We start from the raw sequence: 23,103 nt of genomic DNA, 5'->3' as shown, positions 1-23,103 counted from the left end.
CGTTTAGATGGCGGGCGCGATAGTAGAGCGTTCGCGCCGCCTTCCGTTAGTGCACTGTCTCAGCTTGAAGATGAGGCCACTTCAGGCTCGCGATTGAAGCGGATCAGCAGCCGATCCAACAGCCACACCACCACCAGCGAAGCCCCCACCAACGGGAACACCAGCGCCAGGGCCAGCATGATGAAGACCCCGGTCTTCCACGTCGGCAAGTCGTGACGCAGCGGCGGCACGCCGAACTTGCCCTGGGGCCGGCGCTTCCACCAGATCACCAGGCCACTCACGGCGCTGAGCAGGATCATCAGGCAAACCAGCAGCACGAGGATCTGGTTCACCGGGCCGAACATCTTGCCTTCGTGCAGCATCACCCCGGTTTCGGTGGCGCGGGCCACGATGCTGTAGTGCTCCCAGCGCACGTCGGCCAGGACCTTGCCGGTGTACTGGTCCACGTGCAGGGTGGCGTCGTGGCGTGGGTCATCGGCGAACACGGCGACGGTGAACACGCCGCTGGCCGTGGTGGGCAACGTGATGCTGTAGCCGGGCGTGACCTGGCGTTCGGTGGCGATATCCTGCACCGCTTGCAGGCTGACGGTCGGGGCGGCGGGGCCTTCGTGCATGCCACCGTGGCCCATGTGCTCGGCATGGTCGCCGGACATCGGCATCGGCGTATTTTCCATGGCCCAGGGCACGGTCTGGCGGTGGGCGTTGTTGAGGCTGCCGGCCTCGACGTCGGACTTGGGCACGTCATTCCACATCGCCGCCGGGAAGCGGTTCCAGAGGTCTGCGTATTGCTTGCCCCAGAAGCCGGTCCAGGTCATGCCACTGAGCAGCATCACCAGCAGGAATGCCGCGCCCCAGAAACCGACGACGACATGCAGGTCACGCCAGAACAATCGCCCGCGGGCGCTCCAGCGCGGCCACAGCACGCCGGCCGTTGATTGCCCGCGTGGCCACCACAGGTACAGCCCGGAGACCACCAGCACCACGCCCCAGCCGGCGGCCATTTCCACCAATCGGTCACCGACCGTACCGATCAGCAACTCGCCGTGGATCGCCCGGGCCATGGCTTGCAAATTGTTCTTCGCATCCTGTTCGCCGAGAACGTCGCCGTGGTACGGGTCGATGAACACATTCAGTTCCCGGCCCTGGTCGATCACCACGAATTGTGCGCTGCGCTCGGCGTTGACCGGTGGCAGGTACTGTTTGACCTGGCCTTCGGGGTAGGCCTGGCGGACCTTATTGAGCAAGTCGTCCGCCGTCAGGGTGTGATGCCCGGCCGGCACGTTCAACAGGCTGCCGTACATCAGTGGATCGAGTTGCGGCTTGAACAGATAGATGATGCCGGTCAGGGCCAGCATCACCATGAACGGCGCCACGAACAGCCCGGCATAAAAATGCCAGCGCCAGGCCAGGTTGTAGAAATTCGGTTTCGGTTGGCTCATTGCAAAGCGCTCCGCAGGGCAAATTGGGTTGTTATGGTGTGCCGTCAGTCAAGGTGGAAACGAACCCTGTGGGAGCGAGCTTGCTCGCGATAGCAATGGTTCAGCTTGCATCGATGTTGAATGGGCCTTCGCCATCGCGAGCAAGCTCGCTCCCACAGTTTGTATCCTGGCTGACAGATCTCCGGTGCCGGTTAGAAACTCATGTCCACCTTGGTCCAGAGCGTGCGCCCCGGTTCGTTGATGGCCTGCGGGTCGCTCGCCGGGTAGCCGAACCCGGCGTTGCCGGCCAGGTTCAAGTGTTCGGCGTAGGCTTTGCCGAACAGGTTGTCGACACCGCTGCTGACCTTCCAGTGTTGATTGATGCGATAGGCACCGTTGAGCGAGAACACGCCGAAGCCCGAGCTTTTGCCGTAGTCCTTGCCCACCACGTTGCCCTTGTTTTCATCGACACGGTGTTGCGCCGCCACCACCCGCCACAGGGCGCCGGCACTCCAGCGGTCTTCGCTGTAGGTCAGGCCCAGTCGTGCGTCCAGCGGCGGCATTTGCGCCAGGGCGCTGCCGTCGCTGCTGTTCTTGCCCCAGGCGTAGGCCAGGGTGGCGTCGGCTTTCCAGCGCTCGCTCAGCTTGTAGGCCGCACCCAATTCACCGCCCATGATCCGCGCATCGATGTTCTCGGCCCGGGAGGTGCTGCCCATCACGCCGGGGGTGTAGTCGAAGAGGATGTAGTCGCGGACCTGGCCGACATAACCCGATGCCCAGGCTTCGAGGGTTTCGGTCTTGTACTGCAGGCCGAAGTCGAGCTGGGTGGTTTTCTCCGGCTTGATCGAATCGAAGGCATTCAGCGACCCGCTGGGGCCGGCGTCCGGCGAGAACAGCTCCCAGTAATCCGGGAAGCGTTGCGCGTGACCAACGCCTGCGTAGAGGGTGGTGGGGCTGTCGTCCAGGTCGTGCTCGTAGCGGACGAAACCGCTGGGCAGTGTGTCGGCGCGAGTGTCGTCGGCGGTGGGATTGGGGCGGGCCGACATGCCGGAACCGATGCTTTGGCGATAGTCCTTGGCCGAGGCCCGGTCGAGCCGGGCGCCGGTGATCACTCGGTCGCGATCGGCGGCATACCAGGTCAATTCGCTGAAGACGCCGTAATTGTGGAAGTCGGCGTCCTTGGTGTACGGCAGGTCCTTGTAGGTGTCGACGCCCATGCTGCTGCGCTGGCGATGCTCGTTGGTCTGGGCGTCCAGGCCGCCGATCAATTGCACATCGGCCCAGCGCCAGGTGGCCTTGATGCGCGCGCCCAGGGTGCGGCGATCGACGTTGGAAGCCATGGGGCCGGCCATCATCCCGGTGCCGGACGGCGTGCGCAGGGTGTAGTTGTCCATCACGTGGTCGGCATAGTTGTAGTAGACCTGGGCCTCGATCTTGTCCAGCACCTCGCCGATGTTCGAGCGCTCGAAACGCAGCCCGAGGCTTTCGCGCTTGAACTGTGAGCCGTCCATGCCGCGTCCGGCGTAGCGCGCTTCACCGTCGCCCTTGCCGGCCGTCAACTCCAGCAAAGTGTCGGTGTCCGGCGTCCAGCCAAGGGTGACGTCGCCATTCCACTTGTCATAGCGCGACGGCACGGTGTCGTTGTTGCCGTCGCGGTAATCGTCCGAGTGGGCGGTGTTGCCGATCACCCGTACATAGCCCAGCGGGCCACCGGCGGCGGCATCCACCACTTTGTCGAAACGGCCGTTGGAGCCGGCCAGCACACTGGCGTTGACCCGGGTGCCCAGCTCGCCGAACTGTTCCGGCTCGCGCTCGAACAGCACGGTCCCAGCCGAGGCGCCGGGGCCCCAGAGCACGGTTTGCGGGCCTTTGATGACGGTGAGCTTGTCGTAGGTTTCCGGCGAGATATAGGAGGTCGGCGCGTCCATCCGGCCTGGGCAAGCACCCAGCAGCATGCTGCCGTTGGTGAGGATGTTCAGCCGTGAGCCGAACATGCCACGCAGCACCGGGTCGCCATTGGTGCCTCCGTTGCGCACCAGGGCAAAGCCCGGAATGGTCTTGAGGTAGTCGCCGCCATCACTGGCCGGCACCGGTTGGCGCGGGTCCTTGGGGTTGGTGACGACGGTCAGCGGCGAGCTGGGGGCGATAGCGGTGATGACCGTCGGGCTCAGTTCGTCGACCTGATGGTCGTGATGCTCGTGCTCGTCGGCCAGCGCGAGAGGTGTGAGCAGCAGGCCGCACAGCGCGGCGATGGTTTGGCGTAAACGAACCGGTGGCTCGTTCAGGGGGCAGCGAACCTGGGCAGAGCCCAACGCGATGCCAGCAGAAAACCTGGACATGATGATTCCATCGAACAAACGTAGACGACACGGTCGGGCAGCCTGGGGCTGTCTTGTACGACCGGGTGAATGGGGTGTCGGCTTACGCGTCGAGGGGCGGTGCGCGGGTGCGGGCACCCGGGAAGAACGCGGGTCGGGCGTGGCCCAGGCGTGGGGACGGGCTGGTGTAGGTGTTGGTATGGGGGGTGTTGAAGACGGCGAAGGTGTGGCCGCCAGGCAGCGCGGGGCAATTGAACAGCAGGCTGCAATAACCGCACTTTTCCCATAACGCATGGTGCTCGCTCTGGGGCGGGCAATGTTCGGCTGCCGGCGCTTCGTGCGCCGTCATGTCCATGCCCATCTCCATGTTCATGCTCATGGACACAGGCATGGACGAAGACATGCGCGGATCCATCGGCATCGACTGGGAAATCAGCGGACCGATAAAGATCATCAGCATGGCGAACAGGCTGATCCAACTGCCGCGTGTCAGGCTCATGGGCTGACGGCGGGGCATGGATGGCCTGGCGCGAAGGGCGTGCACGGGCGGCTACGTCTACTGGGCGTGCATGTGTGTCTTGGTGCCGTCGGGCGCTTTTTTCTGCACCGCGACGTCGACCGTGACATCCCCGGCTTTTTCGAAATGCAGGGTCATGGGGAAGCGCTTGCCGTCGCTGAGCAGGCTGCGGTCCCTCAGCTCCAGCAACATTACGTGATAGGCCATTGGCGCGAAAGTGACAGTCGCACCCGGGGCGATATCGACATCGGATACCGGTTGCATTTTCATCAGGTCGCTTTGCATCACATGCTCATGGAGCTCGGCCTTGCCGGCGATGGGCGAGTCGACGCTGAGCAGTTTGTCGGCGCTGGTGCCGCCGTTGTGGATGACGAAATACGCGGCCACGGTCGGCGCGTTGGGCGGCAACTCTTGAGACCACGGGTGGGCGATTTCAAGATCGCCCGCCTTGTACTGGTGAGCTTGGGCAAAGCCGACGGGAAGCAGCAGGGCAGCCAGCAGGATAAGTCTGTTCAACATGGCGATTCTCCGGAACGATTCAGGGCGCAGATGTGTGCGGAAAGAATCAGACCAGGGGCGAAGCGCGGGGATTGAGGCTTGGCCATTGCTGGCGGGGCGTGGGGTTATCGAGTTTCGATTGGGCGATGCCGCGATGATCGAGCCGGGCATCCAGGTACAGTTGCGGGGCATGGCCAGTGAGTGCCACCAGCGACGCGGTGCCGGCGCAGCACCAGCAATGCTGCATCGTCGAGTGATTGTCTTTCTGTGGTGCGCCCTGTTCGAGCTTGCCCAGGGAAATCGCGACCATTTTCGTGCCGCTGGACGAGCAGAAACTGCCCCACAGCAGTTGCTCGGCTGGCGAACTGGCAGTCGCGCTACCGCTGTTGGAAAGCGGCATGGCAAGCATGTTGAACAGCACTGCGAAGCAGGCGATCCAGGCAAATGCAAGCCGTTGTCGGGACATGGGGCAATCCGCTCGGTTGGGCGATCAGGTGGCGGTATTTAGCCTGATCGGGGTTGAGAAGTAAAAAAGGCGTGTGCGGTATAGGGTCGCAGGGTTTGCATTAACAATAGCAACGGTTTTTGTAAGTGGATGCTTTTGTGGCGAGGGGACTAGCCGATATTAAGGCGTACCTCAATGTGCAGGTACAGCATGCACCTGCATATCTACTCCTAACGTGGTGCGAATAACCGCAAATATCGCCGCCAAATTATCCATGCTTGGATTGCCCTTGGCTGAGAGCATTCGATGCAAGCTCTTGCTCGGCTTGGAGGTTTCCTTGGCCAGCTCTTCGAAACCGACAGTGGCATTCACGAGATCGCGGAGAATCATCCTCGCCATCTCCGGTTCTCCGTTTAAAAATAGGGTAGCGGCTTCATCCAGCAAGATCTGAGCGAACTCAGGATCACGCTTGGCGCGTTCGGCAATCGTATGTTTGTAGCTGCGTGTGAGAGCCATTGCGTTACCTCATGTTCCTTTCTGCTTTTTTCCGGGCTCGGAATTCGGCAACAAGCATTTTTGCCTGTTTGATGTCTTTTTTCTGAGTGGACTTGTCACCCCCACCAAACAAGATGATCAGGCGCTTGCCTTCTTGGGTCAGGTACACCCGATAACCTGGGCCCCAGTTGATACGATACTCGCCCAAACCGTCGAACCATTTGATATTTGAGGTGTTGCCCAACTCCAAACGCATCAGTGCGTTGGACACCTTGAAAGCCGCTTGGGCATCCAGAGTGGAAAACCAACGCTTGAATGGGCTTGTATCGTTGTCCTGTAGATATTCTTCGAGTGTGATCACGTGCGGCCTTGAAGGTAACAAATAGGTTACTGTTCACGCAAGGCAGTGATCTTGCCTCATCAGCTCAGAAGCGCCAACGCCTCAAGTGTTTCTTCAAGCTTCTCGAACTCCCGATCCACCCTTGGCAACACCGGCCGCCGCAAAACCAACACCGGCACCCCCCGCTCCCGCGCGACCTCCAGCTTCGGCTCAGTGGCCGTGCTCCCGCTGTTCTTGCTGATCAGCACATCGATCCGCCGACGCTCGAACAGCTCGCGCTCGCCTTCGATGTGAAACGGCCCGCGGGCGCCGATGACTTCGCAGCGTTCATTGCCGGGGTAAACGTCCAGGGCGCGCAGGGTCCAGAATTGCTCTGGCGGAATTTCGTGCAGGTGTTGCAGCGGTTCCCGGCCGAGGGTGAACAGCGGGCGGTGGAAGGGTTGCAGGGCTTGGATCAGTTCAGCCCAATCGGCCACTTCGCGCCAGTCATCCCCGGCCTGGGGCTGCCAGGCCGGACGGCGCAGGGCCCAGCAGGGAATGCCGCAGGCGCGCGTTGCGTGGGCGGCGTTGTGGCTGATTTGCGCGGCGTAGGGGTGGGTGGCGTCCAGCAGCAGGTCGATGCCTTGGTCGCGAATGAATTGCGCCAGGCCTTCGGCACCGCCGTAGCCGCCGACGCGTACCTGGCAGGTGAGGTCGGTGGGGACGCGACCGATGCCAGCCAGGCTGTAGATGTGATCGGGGCCCAGGGTGCGGGCGATGGCCAGGGCTTCGGTGACACCACCGAGTAGCAGGATGCGTTTCATTGGAAGCCTCCGGCGTGACCGACGATCCCACCCTGGCGGTCGATGGCGAAGACTTCGACCTGGACCTGGGCCGGCACCACACTGCGAGCGAAGGCCAACGCGTGCTCGCACACCGCATCGCCGAGGGCGACGCCGGCGGCGCTGGCCATCGCCAGGGCCTGTTGGCTGGTGTTGGCATCTCGGATGCCCTGCTGCAAAACCTCATCGGCACCGATGGCGGCCGCCCATTCGGCCAGTTGCGGCAGGTCGATGCTCGAGTGGCGGCTGTGCAGGTCCATGTGGCCAGCGGCGAGTTTGCTGATCTTGCCAAAGCCGCCGCAGAGGCTGAGTTTTTCCACCGGCACCTTGCGCACATGCTTGAGCACGGCGCCGACGAAGTCGCCCATTTCGATCAGGGCGATTTCCGGCAGGTTATAGACCCGGCGCATGGTGTCTTCGCTGGCATTGCCGGTGCAGGCGGCGATGTGCAGGTAACCGTTGGTCTTCGCCACGTCGATGCCCTGGTGGATCGAGGCGATGTAGGCCGCGCAGGAGAATGGCCGGACGATGCCGCTGGTGCCGAGGATCGACAGGCCGCCGAGGATGCCCAGTCGCGGGTTCATGGTTTTCAGCGCCAGGGCTTCGCCGTCCTCGACATTGACCGTGACTTCGAAACCACCGGCATAACCGCTTTCCTCGGCCAGGCGACCCAGGTGATCGTTGATCATTTTGCGTGGCACCGGGTTGATCGCCGGCTCACCGACACCCAGCACCAACCCCGGTCGTGTCACCGTGCCTACACCGCGACCGGCGACGAAACGCACGCCGGGTTCGGCGATCAGGCGCACCTGGGAAAACAGCAGGGCACCATGGGTCACGTCCGGGTCATCGCCCGCGTCCTTGATCGTCCCGGCCTCGGCACCTTGTTCGGTCAGGCGGCAGAACTCCAGGCGCATCCGCACCTGCTTGCCCTTGGGCAGTACGATTTCCACGGCGTCGGCTTCGGTGCCGCGCAGCAGCAAGCGGGCCGCCGCCAGGCTGGTGGCCGTGGCGCAACTGCCGGTGGTCAGGCCGCTGCGCAGGGGGGCGGGTTGTTCGGCGGTTTCGTCACGCATCGAGAGGTTTCGTCAGGTCCAGCAAGGTAATCGGCAAGGCTTGGCGCCAGGTGTCGAATTCGCCCAACGGCTGGGCCTGGGCGATGTGGATGCGGGTCAGCTCACCGCCGTGACGTTCGCGCCAGTGCATCAGGGTCATTTCGCTTTGCAGGGTCACGGCGTTGGCGACCAGCCGACCGCCGGGCTTGAGTTGGGCCCAGCAGGCCTCGAGCACGCCTTCGCGGGTGACGCCGCCACCGATGAACACTGCGTCCGGACGCTCCAGCTTGTCCAGCGCCTGCGGGGCGCTGCCACGAATCAATTGCAGGCCGGGCACGCCGAGGGTGTCGCGGTTGCGTTCGATCAAGCCTTGCCGGCCTTCGTCGGCTTCGATGGCCAGGGCGCGGCAACTGGGGTGGGTGCGCATCCATTCGATGCCGATGGAGCCGCTGCCGGCGCCGACGTCCCAGAGCAGCTCGCCGGGAGTCGGGGCGAGGCGGGCGAGGGTGATGGCGCGCACGTCGCGTTTGGTCAACTGGCCGTCATGCTCGAACGCGCTGTCCGGCAAACCGGCCAAGCGTGACAGTCGCGGTGTCGACGGTTCGGCCCGGCATTCGACGGCGATCAGGTTCAGGTCGGCGACGGTGTCATCGGACCATTGCGCGGCGCTACCGTCGACCCGTCGTTCCGCCGCACCGCCCAAATGTTCCAGCACAGTCATTGTGCTCGGCCCGAACCCCCGCTCGCGCAGCGACGTCGCCACGGCGGCAGGGCTGTGACGGTCATTGCTCAGCAGCAACAGCCTGACGCCTGTGGATAAATGCCCATTGAGCGCCGCCAGGGGCCGCGCCACCAGCGACAGCGTGACCACGTCCTGCAACGGCCAGCCCATGCGCGCCGCGGCCAGCGAACAAGAGGAGGGCGCGGGGATGACCAGCATCTGATCGCCCGGCAGCTGTTTCGCCAGGCTGGCGCCCACGCCGTAGAACATCGGATCGCCGCTGGCCAGTACACACACCGACTCGCCCCGCCGCGCCAGCAGCGGTTCCAGGGAAAACGGGCTGGGCCACAGCTCCCGCTCGCCGCGGATGCACACTGGCAGCAGCGCCAACTGGCGAGCGCTGCCAACAATACGCGATGCCCGCAGCAAGGCATGACGAGCCGTTCGGCCCAGGCCCTTGAAGCCGTCTTCGCCGATGCCCACTACGGTCAGCCAGGGGGTCATCTTGGTTCCTCGATCTAGATGGGTACGTCCGGCGGGCCTATGGCACCTGCGAACCGGGCCGCCATCATACCGCGACACGGTTGGAAACGCGGATCCGCGATGGCGGCGATACGTTCGATATCACCGCTCCGGCCCCACCGCTATCGCAAGCAGACAGATGCCTGAGTGCTCATCAGTGCTCTTCTCGATAGCGCAAGTGATGTGAGACTGACCTCCTGCGCCGACAGGCCCGGCGCATAGCCGATGAGAGGTCATCGGTATACGTATTTAAGGATGTAGGCATATAAATCGCTGTAGACGGCGTCGGGCACCTGATCTACGTGAGCCTGGGTCTTGAGCAGCGCCAGGTGGCATTCCTTCACCATTTCTTCACGCTCGCTCAGTAGGTACAGACGGTTATTGACGATTGTCTCGAATGCACTGGAATAAGCCAGCGCGGGGCCCATGATGACCAGGGCGTCGTTCGAGTCCCTGGTATAGGTGCTTTGGACGCGCAGGATCCGCTCTTTCAACGGGCCAAACCCGCGTTCGTACAAGAAGATCCGCGAGCCGCTGATTGCTTTGGCGGCCGTCTCGAAAGCGAGGATCGTTGCCTGTGCATTTCCCAGGCTGGCGTTCAGCGCCGATAGCGAGACAAACCTCTCCATTTCTTGTCGATCGAGGCTTTTGAGCGCCCGCTTGATGCTCGACAGGTGAGCGAACTCTTTCTTGCAGGCGATGATGTGCGTTTCGAACTGATAGCCGGCTGCGGTCGCCGTCGGTGGAAACGCAGCGAAATCGATGCTGTCGAACGCGCACTCCATGATGATGTTGTACTTGCAGTTGAACGCTTTCTCGAAGATCTTCGCGCCAATTTCCCGAACAAAGGCTTCTGTATGCTCATAAGCATGTAAGACACCGTGTTTGATCATTTCTGCGTATTGGGGGTGTTTTTGCCGGTACTCGGGTAGGTACAGGCGAACATAATTGCTATAGCGCTTTGAGGGCAGGAGGTTTTTTTCCAGCAGATAGGTCTTGCCCGATCCTTGCGAGCCGGCAGTGATCAGCATTTTGGGAATGGCCTCGGCGGTGATGCCATTGAATAGCGTGGCGCTGATTTCAGTGACCGCGGCTGTGACCTGCTCAGGAGTGTGAGCGTAACTCGGTGCTTGTGGCATATCTTGATTTCCTTATCGAAGATGCGCGTGGAATGGTGGGTCGCCCTTTGAGAAAAGCGCTGTTTTGCCGCTTTTTCAATTGCAGGTTTATTTCAACTCATGTCTCTGTTTTTTAAGGTAAAAAAACTTACGGAAGAAAAGGCGACTGCTCACACATCCGTGTGCATCCCTGCCCCAGCGGTAGCAAGCGTGCTCGCGAGGGCCGCGTTACATTCAACTTCGCATTTGTAATGGCGATGCCCTCAATCCGACCAGCAAGCTTTTCATGACCCCCGGCAAAGCAGGCATAATGGCGCTCCTTCGCCAATGTGGCGTTTCTTATTTGCCGGTCTTCCCTTGAACGAACGCCCATCCTCCCTCGTCGTACGCCCCTCCGGTTGCCCGGGGTTGCTGCGTGTCGTCCAGGCGCTGGACGGGGGGATCTGTCGGATCAAGCTCGATGGCGGTTTCATCCAGGCGGATCAGGCCGAAGCCGTGGCGGCGGTGGCCGAGCGGTTCGCCAGCGGTGTGATCGAGGCGACCAACCGCGGTAACCTGCAAATCCGCGGGATCGGCCCCGGCCATGACGCGCTGATCGAGCCATTGCTGGCCGCCGGGCTTGGCCCGCGCAAGCCGGCGGGTGATGACGTGCGCAACCTGATGCTCAGCCCCGCGGCCGGGATCGACCGGCAGATGCTGTTCGACACCCGCCCGTTGGCCGAGCGGATCCTCGTCACCCTGCAAACCCATGAACGCTTCCATGAACTGTCGGCCAAGTTCGCCGTGCAACTGGACGGTGGAGAAGCGTTGGCGATGCTCGAACATCACCACGACTTGTGGCTCTCGGCCCTTGTCCGTCACGGCGAGCCCTGGCTGGCCTTCGGCTTGGCCGGCACCCCGTTGGATACACCGGTGGGCAGGGTGCCCCTGGCCCAGGGGCATGCCTTGGTGGTGGCGGTGCTGGAGTTGTTCCTCGACTTGGCCCGCCCGGACCAGAACCGCATGCGCCACTTGCTGGCTGACGTCTCCGTGGATGAATTCATGGCCCGGCTGGCCCGCCGCGTGCCCCTGCAAGCGTGCCTGGATTGGCAGCGGGATGGGTCCAGCGATGGACTGCACCTCGGCGTCCATCCCCAGCACGACGACCGCGTCTACGTCGGCGCGGCGGCGCCCCTGGGGCGGCTCGATGCGGTCATGCTGCGAGGGGCCGCGCAACTGGCGCGGGAGAAGGGCGATGCGAGCCTGCGTTTCAGCCCTTGGCAAAGCCTGTTGTTGCCCAACGTGTGCCGCGCGGATGCCGACGAAGTGCTGGCGCGGCTTGAGGGGTTGGGGTTGTTAGGTTCGAACGATCAACCCCTGGCGCAACTCATCGCCTGCACCGGCTCCAGCGGCTGCGGCAAAGCCTTGGCCGACACCAAGACCGACGCCCGCCAACTGGCCGAGCTGCTGCAACGCCAGGGCCAAACCCTGAAGGTTCATCTGTCGGGCTGCCCGCGTTCCTGCGCGGCGGCCCACGTCGCGCCTGCCACCTTGCTGGCGGTCGCCCCCGGTCGTTACGACCTGTATTTTCGCGATGCCACGTTGCCGGGTTTCGGCGCGTTGCAGGCACACAATCTGACTATTGAAGCGCTCGGCCACTGGCTCGACGCTCGCCCCCGGAGCCCCCTTGATGCTTGATTACATCCGCGACGGTCAGGAGATCTATCGCAACTCCTTCGCGATCATCCGCGCCGAAGCCAACCTGGCGTGCATTCCGGCCGACCTGGAGAAACTCGCCGTGCGGGTGATCCACGCCTGCGGCATGGTCGAGGCCATCGATGGCCTGCAGTTTTCCGAGGGCGCGGGCACGGCCGGGCGCCAGGCGCTGGCCGCCGGTGCGCCGATCCTGTGCGATGCGCGGATGGTCTCCGAAGGCGTGACCCGGGCTCGCCTGCCAGCCAACAATCCGGTGATCTGCACCTTGCGCGACGAGCGCGTACCGGCATTGGCCCAGGAACTGGGCAACACCCGTTCGGCGGCAGCGCTGGAGTTGTGGCGCCCGCACCTGGAAGGCAGTGTCGTGGTCATCGGCAACGCACCGACCGCGCTGTTCTACCTGCTGGAAATGCTCGATGCCGGCGCACCGAAACCGGCCTTGATCCTCGGTTTTCCGGTGGGCTTCGTCGGCGCCGCCGAGTCCAAGGCGATGCTGGCGGCCAACAGCCGTGGCGTGCCATTCGTGATCATGCAAGGCCGCCTGGGCGGCAGCGCCATGGCCGCCGCCGCCGTCAACGCCCTCGCCACGGAGATTGAATGATGCAGCAGCCTGGACGTCTGATCGGCCTCGGCGTGGGCCCCGGTGACCCGGAACTGATCACGGTCAAGGCCCTGCGCCTGCTGCGCGAATCGCCCGTGGTGGCGTATTTCGTCGCCAAGGGCAAGAAGGGCAACGCCTTCGGCATCATCGAGGGCCATTTGCAGGACGCGCAGACATTGCTGCCATTGGTCTACCCGGTCACCACCGAGGTGCTGCCTGCGCCGCTGTCCTATGAACAGGTGATCGCCGATTTCTACGACACCGCCGCCGAGCAGTTGGCCGTGCACCTGGATGCCGGTCGCGACGTGGCGGTGATCTGTGAGGGCGACCCGTTCTTCTACGGTTCCTACATGTACCTGCACGATCGCCTGGCCGAGCGTTATGAGGCCCAAGTCATTCCCGGCGTGTGCTCGATGCTGGGCGGCGCTTCGGTGCTCGGCGCGCCGCTGGTCTATCGCAACCAGAGCCTGTCGGTGCTCTCCGGTGTCTTGCCCCACGACGATCTCAAACGTCGCCTGGCCGATGCCGATGCGGCGGTGATCATGAAGCTGGGACGCAATTTCCCCAAGGTCCGCCAGGTGCTTCAGGAACTGGGCATGGACGGGCGAGCGCTGTACGTCGAGCGAGCGACCATGGCCAACCAGAAAGTCGTGCCGTTGGATGACGTCGAGCCGATGTCTTCGCCGTACTTCTCGCTGATCATCGTGCCGGGCGAACGGTGGCAGGGTTGATGGCCGCCAAGACGCCGGCCATCGTCATCCTCGGCCCCGGCAGCCTGGCAACAGCCCGACGGATCCAGCAGCGTTACCCTGGCGCCCTGATCCACGGCCTGACCGGGCGGGTCGAGGGTGATCGGCAATACCTCGAGTTTGGCGCGACATTGCGTGAACTCTACCAACAGGACACGCCAATCATCGCCCTGTGCGCGGCGGGCATTGTCATCCGTACCCTGGCGCCGCTGTTGCTGGAAAAAGGCGCCGAGCCGCCCGTGTTGGCAGTGGCCGAGGATGGCAGTGCCGTGGTGCCGCTGCTGGGCGGCCTGGGCGGGGTGAATGGCATGGCCCGGGACATCGCGGCCACGCTGCAAGTCGCACCGGCGATCACCACCAGCGGCGAATTGCGTTTCGGCACGTGCCTGCTCAATCCACCCAGCGGTTACAGCCTCGGCGACCTGGAGCAAGGCAAGCGCTTCGTCTCCGACCTGTTGGCCGGCGAGCCGGTGCGCATCGAAGGCGAAGCTCCATGGCTGGATCAGGCGCAGTTGCCGCAAGACCCGCAAGCCCGGCGCACGATCCACGTTAGCCATGCCGAGCGTGAGGCCAGTGCCCATGAGCTGCTGATTTATCCGCGCAGTGTCGCGGTGGTGGTGAGCGCCGAGGTGGCTGATCTGCCAAGCGCCGTTCGTGCAGCTTTGCAGCAAGCCAACGTGGCGATTGCGAGCCTGGCGTGCCTGGTGGCGGCGGATACGCTGATGGCCAGCACGGCCTTGCGTGAAGCCGCGCAGGAACTCGGGGTGGCGCTGCGCTTTGTGGCGGCGACAGGCGATGCCGCCACCTTGGCCCGCAGCTCGGTGCCGGCGGCGACCCTCGTTTCGGCAACGGCCAATCTGGTCATCTCCGTCGCCGCGCAGCCCTTGGATGTGGCCCGAATCGGTCGTCCGCGCGGCCGCCTGGCGGTGATCGGCCTGGGGCCGGGCGCTGCCGAGCTGATGGTGCCGGCGGTGAAAGCCGAACTGGCGCGGGCCACCGATGTGCTCGGTTACGAAACCTATGTGCGCATGGCCGGCCCGTTTCGCGACGATCAAGTGCTGCACTGCACCGACAACCGCGAAGAAATGCAGCGCGCTCGTCACGCCTTTGAACTGGCGGCCCTGGGGCGTTCGGTGATCGTGGTGTCGTCCGGCGATCCGGGCGTCTTCGCCATGGCGGCGGCGGTGCTCGAAGCGTTGCACGAATCCAGCGACCCGGCCTGGCATCAGGTGGACCTGGAAATCCTGCCCGGGGTGTCCGCCTCCCTCGCGACCGCCGCCCAAGCCGGTGCGCCGTTGGGGCATGACTTCTGCGTGATGTCGCTGTCGGACAATCTCAAGCCCTGGTCGATCATCGAAAAGCGTTTGGACCTGGCTGCCGAAGCGGATCTGTCATTGGCCTTCTACAATCCGATCTCCCGGGCGCGACCGTGGCAATTGGGGCGTGCGCTGGAAATCGTCGCCCGGCACCGCACGCCGGAGACGCCGGTGGTGTTGGGGCGTGACATCGGTCGTCCGGGCCAGACCCTGCGTGTCACCACGTTGGGACAGCTCACGGCCGAGCAGGTGGACATGCGCACCATGGTCCTGATCGGTTCCTCCACCACCTGCGTGTTCCCGCGCGCGTCCGGTGGAAACTGGGTCTACACGCCTCGCTGGTATGGGGCCAAACCTGCCTGAACCGCGACACCGTTCATTCATGGATGGCACTTGAGACTGTGGCGAGGGAGCTTACTCCCTCGCCACAGAAGAGAAACATCGCCTTCAGAACCGTACATTCGATTCTTTCGCTGTATTTGTTTCTCATATAAATAAAAGCGCAAGTTGCAGTCTTGACCCTTCGTTGAAATGCATTGAAAGCCTTCCCGTTTGAGTTGTTGGTTTTTAAACGTTAGTTTGCGTGCCTGATAAGTTGTCGGTGTGCGCTTGTCGGTGTTTGGCAGACGTGTCAGGTGCCGCCAAGTTGCAAGATATTAAATTGAATCAATAGGTCGTCAGAATACGTGCTGACGACGGCGTTGTTATAGGCCTGTTTTTTAACTGGACAGGCCAAGGAGTGTCTTTTTTATGCAGGAAGCGAACATCAAGACGGGCGACAGTGCGCTCGGCTTCATCAGCCTTTTCAAACTGGCCGATCTCGAACGGGCACTGTTGCCCTACAAGAACACTGAGCACTACGAGGCGGTCATCCGTTATTACTTTGCCTGTATCGGCATGCCGGATTCGCACCGGTTGCTCGAACCTTTGGGGCTCTTGAAGCAGAAGCTCGCCAAACTGCTGGGCCAGCGCAGGGTCAAGCGCAGTCAGGATGCGCATATCTCCAGCCCGGCCGGTGCCGGGATTGACCTGCCGCAGATATACGACAAAGTCGAACAGCACGAAGCGCGCCTCCTGTTCAGTGCCGAGCAGATGAAAAAGTTGCCCACGGAATTGCCCAAGACGTTGCACTTCGTCTGGCTCGGCGGCGGCCTTGGCGACATTCAGCGCGATTATCTCAATCTATGGCGACAGGTGTTGGGCCGGCAGGGTTATACCCTGAATCTTTGGTATGACAGCGATGCACTGCTGGCCTGGCAAACCAATAAGTTTATTGTCGAGGCCGCCAAGGCCAATGTTTTTCTACACGACGTGGATGAGCGTATTACTGAAGTCGAGTTGGGGGCCCTGTACAACGAACATGCCCTTGTTCTGAAACAACAGATGCAGGCCCATATCAATGCCGCTGTGGTGAATGGCGGTTCAGCCGATGAGGCCCGGATCGATTTACTGACCCGCGCCTACGGTCAGGATGCGCAAGTGCTGCGCCAACAGTTGGAACGCAACCGGCGCAGTGTCCTGGACATGGAAGGCTTCGAGTTGCGCGACCTTGCCGCCGGCGCGGTTTCGCTGCAGTTGCAGGAGGTCTATGACCGGGAGATGCGCTTGCTTGGCAATATGGCGGCGGCTGCGGATGTGGTGCGCATGGAAGTCCTGTTCACCGAAGGTGGCGGATATGCCGATATCGACTACCTTCCGCCGTTATCGGCCACCCTGGGCGACGTCGATATCAGCGGTTTTGACTATGATGCCCGTCTGGGCACCCTGCAATTGCTGCTGAACGAGAACCCCGAGTGGCTGCCGGGTCGCCAGGCCTCCTCCCGTTATCGTGGGCATATTCCTGCCGAGCATCTGCCGGCACTGGAAGCGTTCGCGCGGAGCCGGCCAAGCTTGAGCGAGGTCTTCACACTGCCGGCGGAGTGGCTGGCCCGACCTTTCGCGCTGCGGGCCTTGAGCGTGGAGCTGTCGTTAACCAATGCCTTTCTGATGGCTCATCCGGGGGCCGAGATTCTCAAGAGCGTGATCGACCGTCAGCGCTCCAACTACGAGTTGATTGAAGCATCGGTCCAACTGGCCGCCCAGCGCAATGTTGCATTGAGCGACGTTGCCGGCATGTTGGTGCTGGTGGAAGAAGTCTTCGAAAAAAAACATGGATCGCTGAGCCGCCTGCCGATGGGCGAGGTGCTCAGGGCGATCGCGCGGATATCGGGCGTAGCCACCCACTTTGGCGACGGCATCCGCTTCGAGAGTGAAGGCACCATCCATCTGACGGGCCCCGGCGCCATGCGCGACGGCATGGCCGACTACGCGAACGCGCACTTGAGTGTGGCAGTCGCCAAGACCCTGCGCGAGGAGGCGGGCATTGCCCCCCACCTAACGGTTAACGGCGCTACCGAAGAGGAGCAGGATCACTCCTGGAAAGAACATGGCAGCCAACCGGAAAAATGGCTGGCCAACGAGCAGGCACGCTGGCGTGAAGGTCAGTACCGCACGCGCTACAGCGGCGACATCGCGCAGTTGCTCAAGCATTCGACCGTTGAATTCCAACAGGGCTGGCCGCTGATCGAAGGCCGAGCCGTGCTGTTGACCGATGTCCTGGAGCGCTTGGTCGAGGGACTCGGCGAGCCGTTCATCGAGGCGATGAGCCAGGGGCATGACGGTGAAATCCGTTTCGAGAAGCCGCTGCCGCTGAGTTTCGATGATCGCCAGCGTATCCGGCGCCAGGCGCCCGATACGCTGGTTCCGGTGTTCCTGAGCGATGCAAAGATGCAAAGCCTGGGGATCGATGACGTGCTGGGCGAGATCGCCAGCGGCGCCCGACGGGTCATTGAGGTCAGCCCTGTGCAAAGGCTGTCACTGGGTGTGTTGCTCGGTTTGGACAGCTTGGATAACCCGCGCTTCGACGCCTTCACCAGTGAACTTGAAAACCTGGCCAACAGCGTCGCCGAACAGGCGGTGGCCGGCCGTTACGCGGTCATCGAGCGGCAATTGTTCAAGCGCAGGGCGGCAGGGTTCATGAACGGCCTGGTGGGCGATCCGGCGGATGCATCGCTGCCGTCTGACAGCGCGCTGGAATTGAAGAAAACCGCTTTGAAACAGGCGCGGACGCTGTTCCAGTGGGGCCGCCATGTCGCGCGGATCCAGAAAGTGGCGACCCTGGAACACCGTCTCCAGATCGTCGAACGCTCCGCGCAGGTGCTGGACGGATTCGGCAGCAACGGTGTGCAAATGGTCCCCCAGGATTTGCTGCTCAACGGCGATGGCGAGGCGATTGGCGGACGCTGCTATCCCTTGGCGTTGGTGATGAGTGCGGCGCTTGCCCAGGGCGATGCGTCCTCCGGGCACTTGCGCGAGCGTTTCTTCCTCGCGGTGCTCGAACCCGGGCAAGCCGATTCCCAGGCCTTTGTGCAGACATTGGAGGCGCTGCGGGACGTACCGATGACGGAGGTCGGGACGCGTCTGGGACAGGCGAACCTGGATCAGGTCAGGGCCCGGCTCGAGAAGCACACCGGGCCCCGTACGCTGATGCTCAACTCTGACAACCATTCCATGCTGGTGGCCAAGACCGTCAATGGAGAACGTACCGCCTACCATTTTTTCGACCCCAACTTCGGCCTGTGCAAGTTCGACCAGCCGGAAGGGCTGCAACGGGCACTGGAGACGTTTTTCCGAACAGAGGGCATGGCCCGCTATTACGCCGCCTATGGCCCCGACGCGCGACCGGAATTCGATCTGGTCGAGCTGCACAGTAAAAAAGTTGCCGCCCTGGAGCTGGCTGACGGCTTCACCGTGGAACACCTGCTCAAGCCCGATCCGTTGCCCGGAAAACCGGCGCTTGCGATTCGCCAGCGCCTGAACAACGCCCACGGCAGGTCCCTGGCGGACAACTCGCACCTGGGCAGCAGTTTGCTGGAGCTGGACAGCCATTGGTGGGGCCAGCAGATCGCCCAGGCAACGGTCGGTTTGCAGGATTTGCATGACTCGGCGACGCCGCTGGTGCCCTTGTTCGAAACGCTGGAAATCACCCCCGAGGGCAAGTACCGGGTGAGCCTGATCGATCCCGCGCGACCGCAACAGTCGGTTCAGGTGCTCAGCGACGATCAGCGCCTGTTGCGGATCAAGAACTGGCTGTCGGAACAGTTTTCGACCCTGGCGCGCAAACCCGCGCAGACGGGTAACGTCCTGGACCCGACCGAGGCCGCCAGTGTCCATACCCTCAACGCCGGTTTCACCATCCAGGCCTTGATGAATGCCTTGCGTGGTCGGGAAGGGGATGACCGAACGTTGACCACCGCCGTGCGCCTGCACGCGTACGTCAATTATGCGCAGCTGGTGCACGGCAATGTCGTGGATGTGGCGGGCCTGGTGCAATTGGCGCGCACCGCGCTGGCGGAAGAGCGGCTCATCGCCCGTACATGCGCGCCGATTGTCGGCCAAGCGCTGGGGCATGCGGCCAACGAGGGCGTCGGCGCGGTGTTGGGGCTGGCCAATGTCGGCTTCGATATCTATCAGTTGAAGACCGCGCAAACCGGCGTCGAGACCGCGCAATTCGGCACCCAACTGACCTTCGACTCTGCCAGCCTGGCCTTGACGGCGGGCGGTGTCGGGGCGGGGTTGGCCGGGGCGTCGACCGCGGCAGCGGTACTCGGCGGTGCGGGGGTGATTCTCGGCGGATTGGCCGTCGGCGTCGCCGCCCTGGCCCAGGGGTTTGCCACCATCGCCCGCGAGGCACGGCAAGTCGGTCAGTTTTTCGACGACCTGGAGCAGGCCTACCGGGGTGACGGCTACCACTACGACCACACGCTGGCCGCGTGGGTGGCACGGCCGTCACTGCTGGTCAAAAGCATCGATCTGAACGAGGGAACGGTGCTGCTCGACAGCCCGAAGCTGTATCCGCTGCGTGATCATTTTGGTGTGCCGGGCTTCGATCCCGATAACGCGCGAGCCATCGACATTCGCCGGGAGCTGGGGCTGCCCGGGCAGGTCGGGTTCGCGCCGCCCGCCGGGCAACCCATCGTGCTGCCCTGCACGCCACACACCACATACGGTTATGAATACAAGGCGCTGCCCTTCGCCCGTTGGCGCCATGACCGCGGCTTCGACACGGCCCGGCGCCTGGAAAAAAAGCAAGCGGACGGCACCTGGCTGTTTTTGTTCTCGTTCTATTCGTTTCCTTCCGACTACATCCTCAATCGCCTGAACCCGGTGTATGGCGAGACGGTTATCCGGGTGAATCTGGATGCGCTGGAGCGGACACTGGTGGTTCCCGTGCTGCCAGATGCCTGGCAAGGAAAGTTGGCCTATTGGCTCAGGGGCGCGGGCGGGCGCTGTACCGTGACGCTCAACCCCGGGGCCGACATCAGGTTGATCGCACCGAACCAGACGTATTGCCGCTGGGTATTGCAGGCGACTTGGGCCAAGGACAGTGACATCCGGGTCGAACCTTCCGGCGACCTGTACATCGGCACAGTCCATGTGACCCGGGTCGGTCGCCAGGAAGTGCTGATCCGCACGGCCGATCAGTTGTTCAGCGTTACCCAGGGTAAACAGCAGCTGGACCTGGTCGAGCAGACGGCGCCCGAGGGGCTCGACGAGCAGGCGCTGCTTGACCACTACAAGGGCCTGGCGCGGGAGCACCGATTGGCACTGCCATATACGCTGGTCCAGCGTTTCCTGATCCCGTTCGAGGATCCCCGGCAACCGCGCTACACCACCGCCTGGTATGACGCCCACGAAGACCGTTTCCTCTACATCCGCGACGACCTGGAAGTGCTCGGCGAGCCGCAGTTGTCGGTGGTCCTGGAGGGCTCCGCGTATTTCCATGACCCCGAGCAATTGCAGATCTGGCAAACGGATTGCGCCACGGGCCTGCTCAAACGCCGTTACCTGTTACTTATCCAGGACGGTCAAAGCACCATTCGCAGCGTCGAGGCCGATGCCCAGGGCGTGATTCATGTGGTGCAGGAATACGTTGTCGATAAGAAAACCGTCCGGCAATACCGCTACCTGATTCATGACGGGCAACTGCTGTTGAGTTCCGTCACCTACGACACGGTGCCGCAGCTGCAAGCGCTGCTGTTGGCCAACGATACCCTGGCTGAATGGTCGTCCTTGCTCGGCAACTTCCTGCGGCTGGCCTCCGGGCCTTCGAGCAATGGGCTTGTCACCGTCGATTGGCAGCCGGCGCCGTATGTTTCGATCTGCTGGGCGATTGCGCCCGACGTCCGAGACATGGCGTGGGTACGCGGCAGTGATCGACAGCTGATCCTTGCACAGCCGGCCAAGCATCATGCCCGTGGCTGGGACGATTCGATCAAGCACCTGGACGGCCTGATGCTCTTGCCGATGGCCGATGACAGCGATGTGTTCTTCGTCTACCAGCGAGTCACCCCCAACCAAACGCTCTGCCGGCTGCAACGCAGCGTGAAGGACGGTAAGGCGCAATGGACGCACCGCTGGGTGCAGCCCGACGGACTCAAGCAGATCCTGGCTGTCGAAGGGGGCTACGTGGCGCTCGATGACAATGGACTGTTTTTCAACCTGGCCGCGCAAGGCGCGTTGCAGTTTGCCGGTGTGAGCGAGCACTGGCTCAAGGGCCGTGCCCACTGGTGGCAGGCGCTGGAGCCATTGGCCAAGCGCTACCCGGACAAGGATTTCGCCATTGCCGGCCTGCGCAATACCGCGGGCGACGGCAACCTGTGTGCCTGGTACGTGACGCACCGATTGTTGTTGTGCGATCCGGGACTCGACAAAGAAGTGCGCTTGCTCGGCGTGATGCCGGACAATCAGTCGGCCTGGCTGTTCGACCGGTCGAGCGGTGAAGTCGTGAGCCAGGCATTCTTCGACCCGCGGCAGCTCGATCAAGCATTCGGCGCCGGCTCGCAACTGCTGCCGGGCGCCAGCCTGCCGGCTTATCGACGCGAGTGGACCGGCTGGCGGTTCGCCGACGTCACGCCCGAAGGCAGCGGATTGCGCGGGACCAGCGTGGACGGTGTGTCGCTGGCGCTGCGTCATCAGGAGGCGGCGACCATCACCGGGGTCAACCACGCCTGGGTGAGGGCCCAGGGCGAGCACCTGGTCGAAGCCCTGCAGCGATTGCTGGACGCGGCGCAGCATGCCGAGTTCGTCTCGGTGGAGTCCGAACCTGGGAGCCTGCAATGGTATGACGTGCAAAGTGCCCGACTGTTGCGGGTCACTGGCAAGAACCTGCCCAGGGACTTCACCCTGCTGGGTACTCAAGCACCGGTGAATGTGCTGCTGCACGCGCACCAGGATGGGCGGGTGCTGATCTATCCGGACAAGCGCAGCATCGGGCCGTTCGATTACGTCCAGCGTAACGCCCAGGTGCTGGTGGTCGAAGGGGAGAAGGTCGGTCGCGATCTTTTGCCGCTGATTCCCGATGAGGTCAACCGGTTGATCCTGCGTATGGGCCAGGGCGCGGTGACTTGCCATTTGACGAAGCCGGTATGGCTGAAGCTGGAGTCGGTCATCGTCGACTGTCGCCATGCCTTGGGTGAAACACCCGTCACGGCCAGCACGTTGATCTGGGCATTCGATGAGCCTGGAAAACTCGTGTTCGAGATCGTCCAGGCGCACCTGGTCATTGTCGATCCGGACAGTGAACGCTGCCTGATCTTGCGTGACGTGTGTTCTGCCGATCCGGCCTTGCGCGGTGAAATATGCCTGGGCTTCAACGCCGCGCAATCTCGCCCGGTGTCGACGTTCGTGGCGCAGTTAAGGGGCCTGGGGGCGACTGGCAGTGCCACCCTGAAGGCGCTGCTGGCGACAGCGCCGGTCGCAGAATGAACCGTCCGGTTTTTACGGCACCAGGTAGCCCTTCACCCCGGTAAAAATGATCTGCGCCGCCAAGGCGCAGACAAATAGCCCCATCAGGCGACTGACGATCTGCAGGCCCTGGTCGCCGAGGATCCGTTCGATGCGGCTGGACAGGTAGAGCACGACGCCGACGGTGAAGCTTGCCAGGGCGATGCTGATGATGGCCATGAGTTTGTCGTCCCAGTGCGGCTGGCTCACGCCCATCACCAGCAGGGCGCCGATGGTGCCGGGGCCGACGGTCAACGGAATGGTCAGCGGGACGATGGTCACGTCCTGTTGCACGTTGTCGGTCTGCACGGCCGACTTGCCCTGGGCCATGCCCAGGGCCGAAATGAACAGCACGCTGCCGGCGCCGATCCGGAACGCATCCACGGTGATGCCGAACACGCTGAAAATCACTCGTCCGAACAAATACAGCAACACGCTGGAGATCAGCGTCGCCGTCGCGACTTTCCAAGCCAGGCGGCGTTGTTCCTTGCGGGAATAGCCGCGCGTCAGGCCGATGAAGCAGGACAGGACGAAGAAGGGGCTGTAGAGCACCAGCATCTTCAGGTAAACGCTGAACAACACATGGAGCATGGTCGAGGCTCGCGACGAATGAGTTTGGCGTGGAGTCTATCAGGCGTCGGGATGTCTGT

The 23,103-nt window shown here is 62.9% G+C and carries 17 protein-coding genes; 5 read left to right on the top strand and 12 right to left on the bottom strand.

The features are described 5' to 3' along the window. Nucleotides 1-59: 59 nt before the first annotated feature. The 11 genes from BLO80_RS17370 to BLO80_RS17320 all read right to left on the bottom strand — a co-directional run bounded on the left by BLO80_RS17370 (nt 60) and on the right by BLO80_RS17320 (nt 10,289). Nucleotides 60-1,439 carry a PepSY-associated TM helix domain-containing protein gene (locus BLO80_RS17370; protein WP_092331026.1) on the bottom strand — a complete coding sequence of 460 codons (1,380 nt, stop codon included), beginning with the start codon at nt 1,437-1,439 and terminating at the stop codon, nt 60-62. 191 nt (nt 1,440-1,630) lie between these two features. Beyond that, entirely contained in the window at nt 1,631-3,757 is a 2,127-nt protein-coding gene (locus BLO80_RS17365) for a TonB-dependent copper receptor (protein ID WP_092331029.1), read from the bottom strand. 82 nt (nt 3,758-3,839) lie between these two features. Beyond that, nucleotides 3,840-4,235 carry a DUF2946 domain-containing protein gene (locus BLO80_RS17360; protein WP_092331031.1) on the bottom strand — a complete coding sequence of 132 codons (396 nt, stop codon included), beginning with the start codon at nt 4,233-4,235 and terminating at the stop codon, nt 3,840-3,842. Nucleotides 4,236-4,292: 57 nt separating this feature from the next. Continuing rightward, a complete protein-coding gene (locus BLO80_RS17355) occupies nt 4,293-4,772 on the bottom strand; it encodes a copper chaperone PCu(A)C (RefSeq protein ID WP_092331033.1) in 480 nt (159 codons plus the stop codon). A gap of 46 nt (nt 4,773-4,818) precedes the next feature. After that, entirely contained in the window at nt 4,819-5,217 is a 399-nt protein-coding gene (locus BLO80_RS17350; protein ID WP_092331036.1) for a DUF2946 domain-containing protein, read from the bottom strand. A 171-nt stretch (nt 5,218-5,388) separates the two neighbouring features. Further along, nucleotides 5,389-5,712, bottom strand: coding sequence for a helix-turn-helix domain-containing transcriptional regulator (locus BLO80_RS17345; RefSeq protein ID WP_055136704.1), 324 nt, complete (start codon nt 5,710-5,712; stop codon nt 5,389-5,391). A gap of 4 nt (nt 5,713-5,716) precedes the next feature. Further along, complete coding sequence (locus BLO80_RS17340; RefSeq protein ID WP_092331039.1) at nt 5,717-6,052, bottom strand: type II toxin-antitoxin system RelE/ParE family toxin; 336 nt, start codon at nt 6,050-6,052, stop codon at nt 5,717-5,719. 59 nt (nt 6,053-6,111) lie between these two features. After that, nucleotides 6,112-6,834 (bottom strand): cobalt-precorrin-6A reductase, encoded by a 723-nt coding sequence (locus BLO80_RS17335; protein WP_092331041.1) that lies wholly within the window; start codon nt 6,832-6,834, stop codon nt 6,112-6,114. After that, nucleotides 6,831-7,928, bottom strand: a complete 1,098-nt coding sequence (locus BLO80_RS17330) for a cobalt-precorrin-5B (C(1))-methyltransferase (protein ID WP_092331044.1) — start codon at nt 7,926-7,928, stop codon at nt 6,831-6,833. The genes BLO80_RS17335 and BLO80_RS17330 overlap by 4 nt, the downstream gene beginning before the upstream one ends. Continuing rightward, nucleotides 7,921-9,132, bottom strand: coding sequence for a precorrin-6y C5,15-methyltransferase (decarboxylating) subunit CbiE (gene cbiE, locus BLO80_RS17325; protein ID WP_092331046.1), 1,212 nt, complete (start codon nt 9,130-9,132; stop codon nt 7,921-7,923). The genes BLO80_RS17330 and cbiE overlap by 8 nt, the downstream gene beginning before the upstream one ends. A 251-nt stretch (nt 9,133-9,383) precedes the next feature. After that, complete coding sequence (locus BLO80_RS17320) at nt 9,384-10,289, bottom strand: zeta toxin family protein (protein ID WP_092331049.1); 906 nt, start codon at nt 10,287-10,289, stop codon at nt 9,384-9,386. A gap of 336 nt (nt 10,290-10,625) precedes the next feature. Here BLO80_RS17320 and cobG point away from each other — a divergent pair, with 336 nt between their 5' ends. From cobG to BLO80_RS17295, 5 genes are all read left to right on the top strand, one after another. Next, nucleotides 10,626-11,945: a precorrin-3B synthase gene (cobG, locus tag BLO80_RS17315; RefSeq protein WP_305882515.1), complete on the top strand. Its 1,320-nt coding sequence runs from the start codon at nt 10,626-10,628 to the stop codon at nt 11,943-11,945. After that, complete coding sequence (locus tag BLO80_RS17310) at nt 11,938-12,564, top strand: precorrin-8X methylmutase (protein ID WP_092331054.1); 627 nt, start codon at nt 11,938-11,940, stop codon at nt 12,562-12,564. Before cobG ends, BLO80_RS17310 begins: the two co-directional genes overlap by 8 nt. Continuing rightward, nucleotides 12,564-13,295 (top strand): precorrin-2 C(20)-methyltransferase, encoded by a 732-nt coding sequence (locus tag BLO80_RS17305; RefSeq protein ID WP_092331057.1) that lies wholly within the window; start codon nt 12,564-12,566, stop codon nt 13,293-13,295. Before BLO80_RS17310 ends, BLO80_RS17305 begins: the two co-directional genes overlap by 1 nt. Further along, nucleotides 13,295-14,992, top strand: coding sequence for a precorrin-3B C(17)-methyltransferase (cobJ, locus tag BLO80_RS17300; RefSeq protein ID WP_092331060.1), 1,698 nt, complete (start codon nt 13,295-13,297; stop codon nt 14,990-14,992). The genes BLO80_RS17305 and cobJ overlap by 1 nt, the downstream gene beginning before the upstream one ends. A gap of 387 nt (nt 14,993-15,379) precedes the next feature. After that, the gene (locus BLO80_RS17295) at nt 15,380-22,435 is read left to right on the top strand and encodes a TcdA/TcdB pore-forming domain-containing protein (protein WP_092331062.1); all 7,056 of its coding nucleotides are present in this window, start codon (nt 15,380-15,382) and stop codon (nt 22,433-22,435) included. A gap of 12 nt (nt 22,436-22,447) precedes the next feature. On the opposite strand, the gene BLO80_RS17290 is transcribed toward BLO80_RS17295, so the two are convergent. Continuing rightward, nucleotides 22,448-23,044: a MarC family protein gene (locus BLO80_RS17290; protein WP_060739358.1), complete on the bottom strand. Its 597-nt coding sequence runs from the start codon at nt 23,042-23,044 to the stop codon at nt 22,448-22,450. Nucleotides 23,045-23,103 lie beyond the last annotated feature (59 nt).

Origin of the sequence: Pseudomonas sp. NFACC56-3 (genome assembly GCF_900100025.1) — a bacterium.
GTDB lineage: Bacteria > Pseudomonadota > Gammaproteobacteria > Pseudomonadales > Pseudomonadaceae > Aquipseudomonas > Aquipseudomonas fluorescens_AA.
The sequence above is the reverse complement of the archived record's forward strand: the minus strand, read 5'-3'. Positions and strand labels throughout refer to the sequence as shown.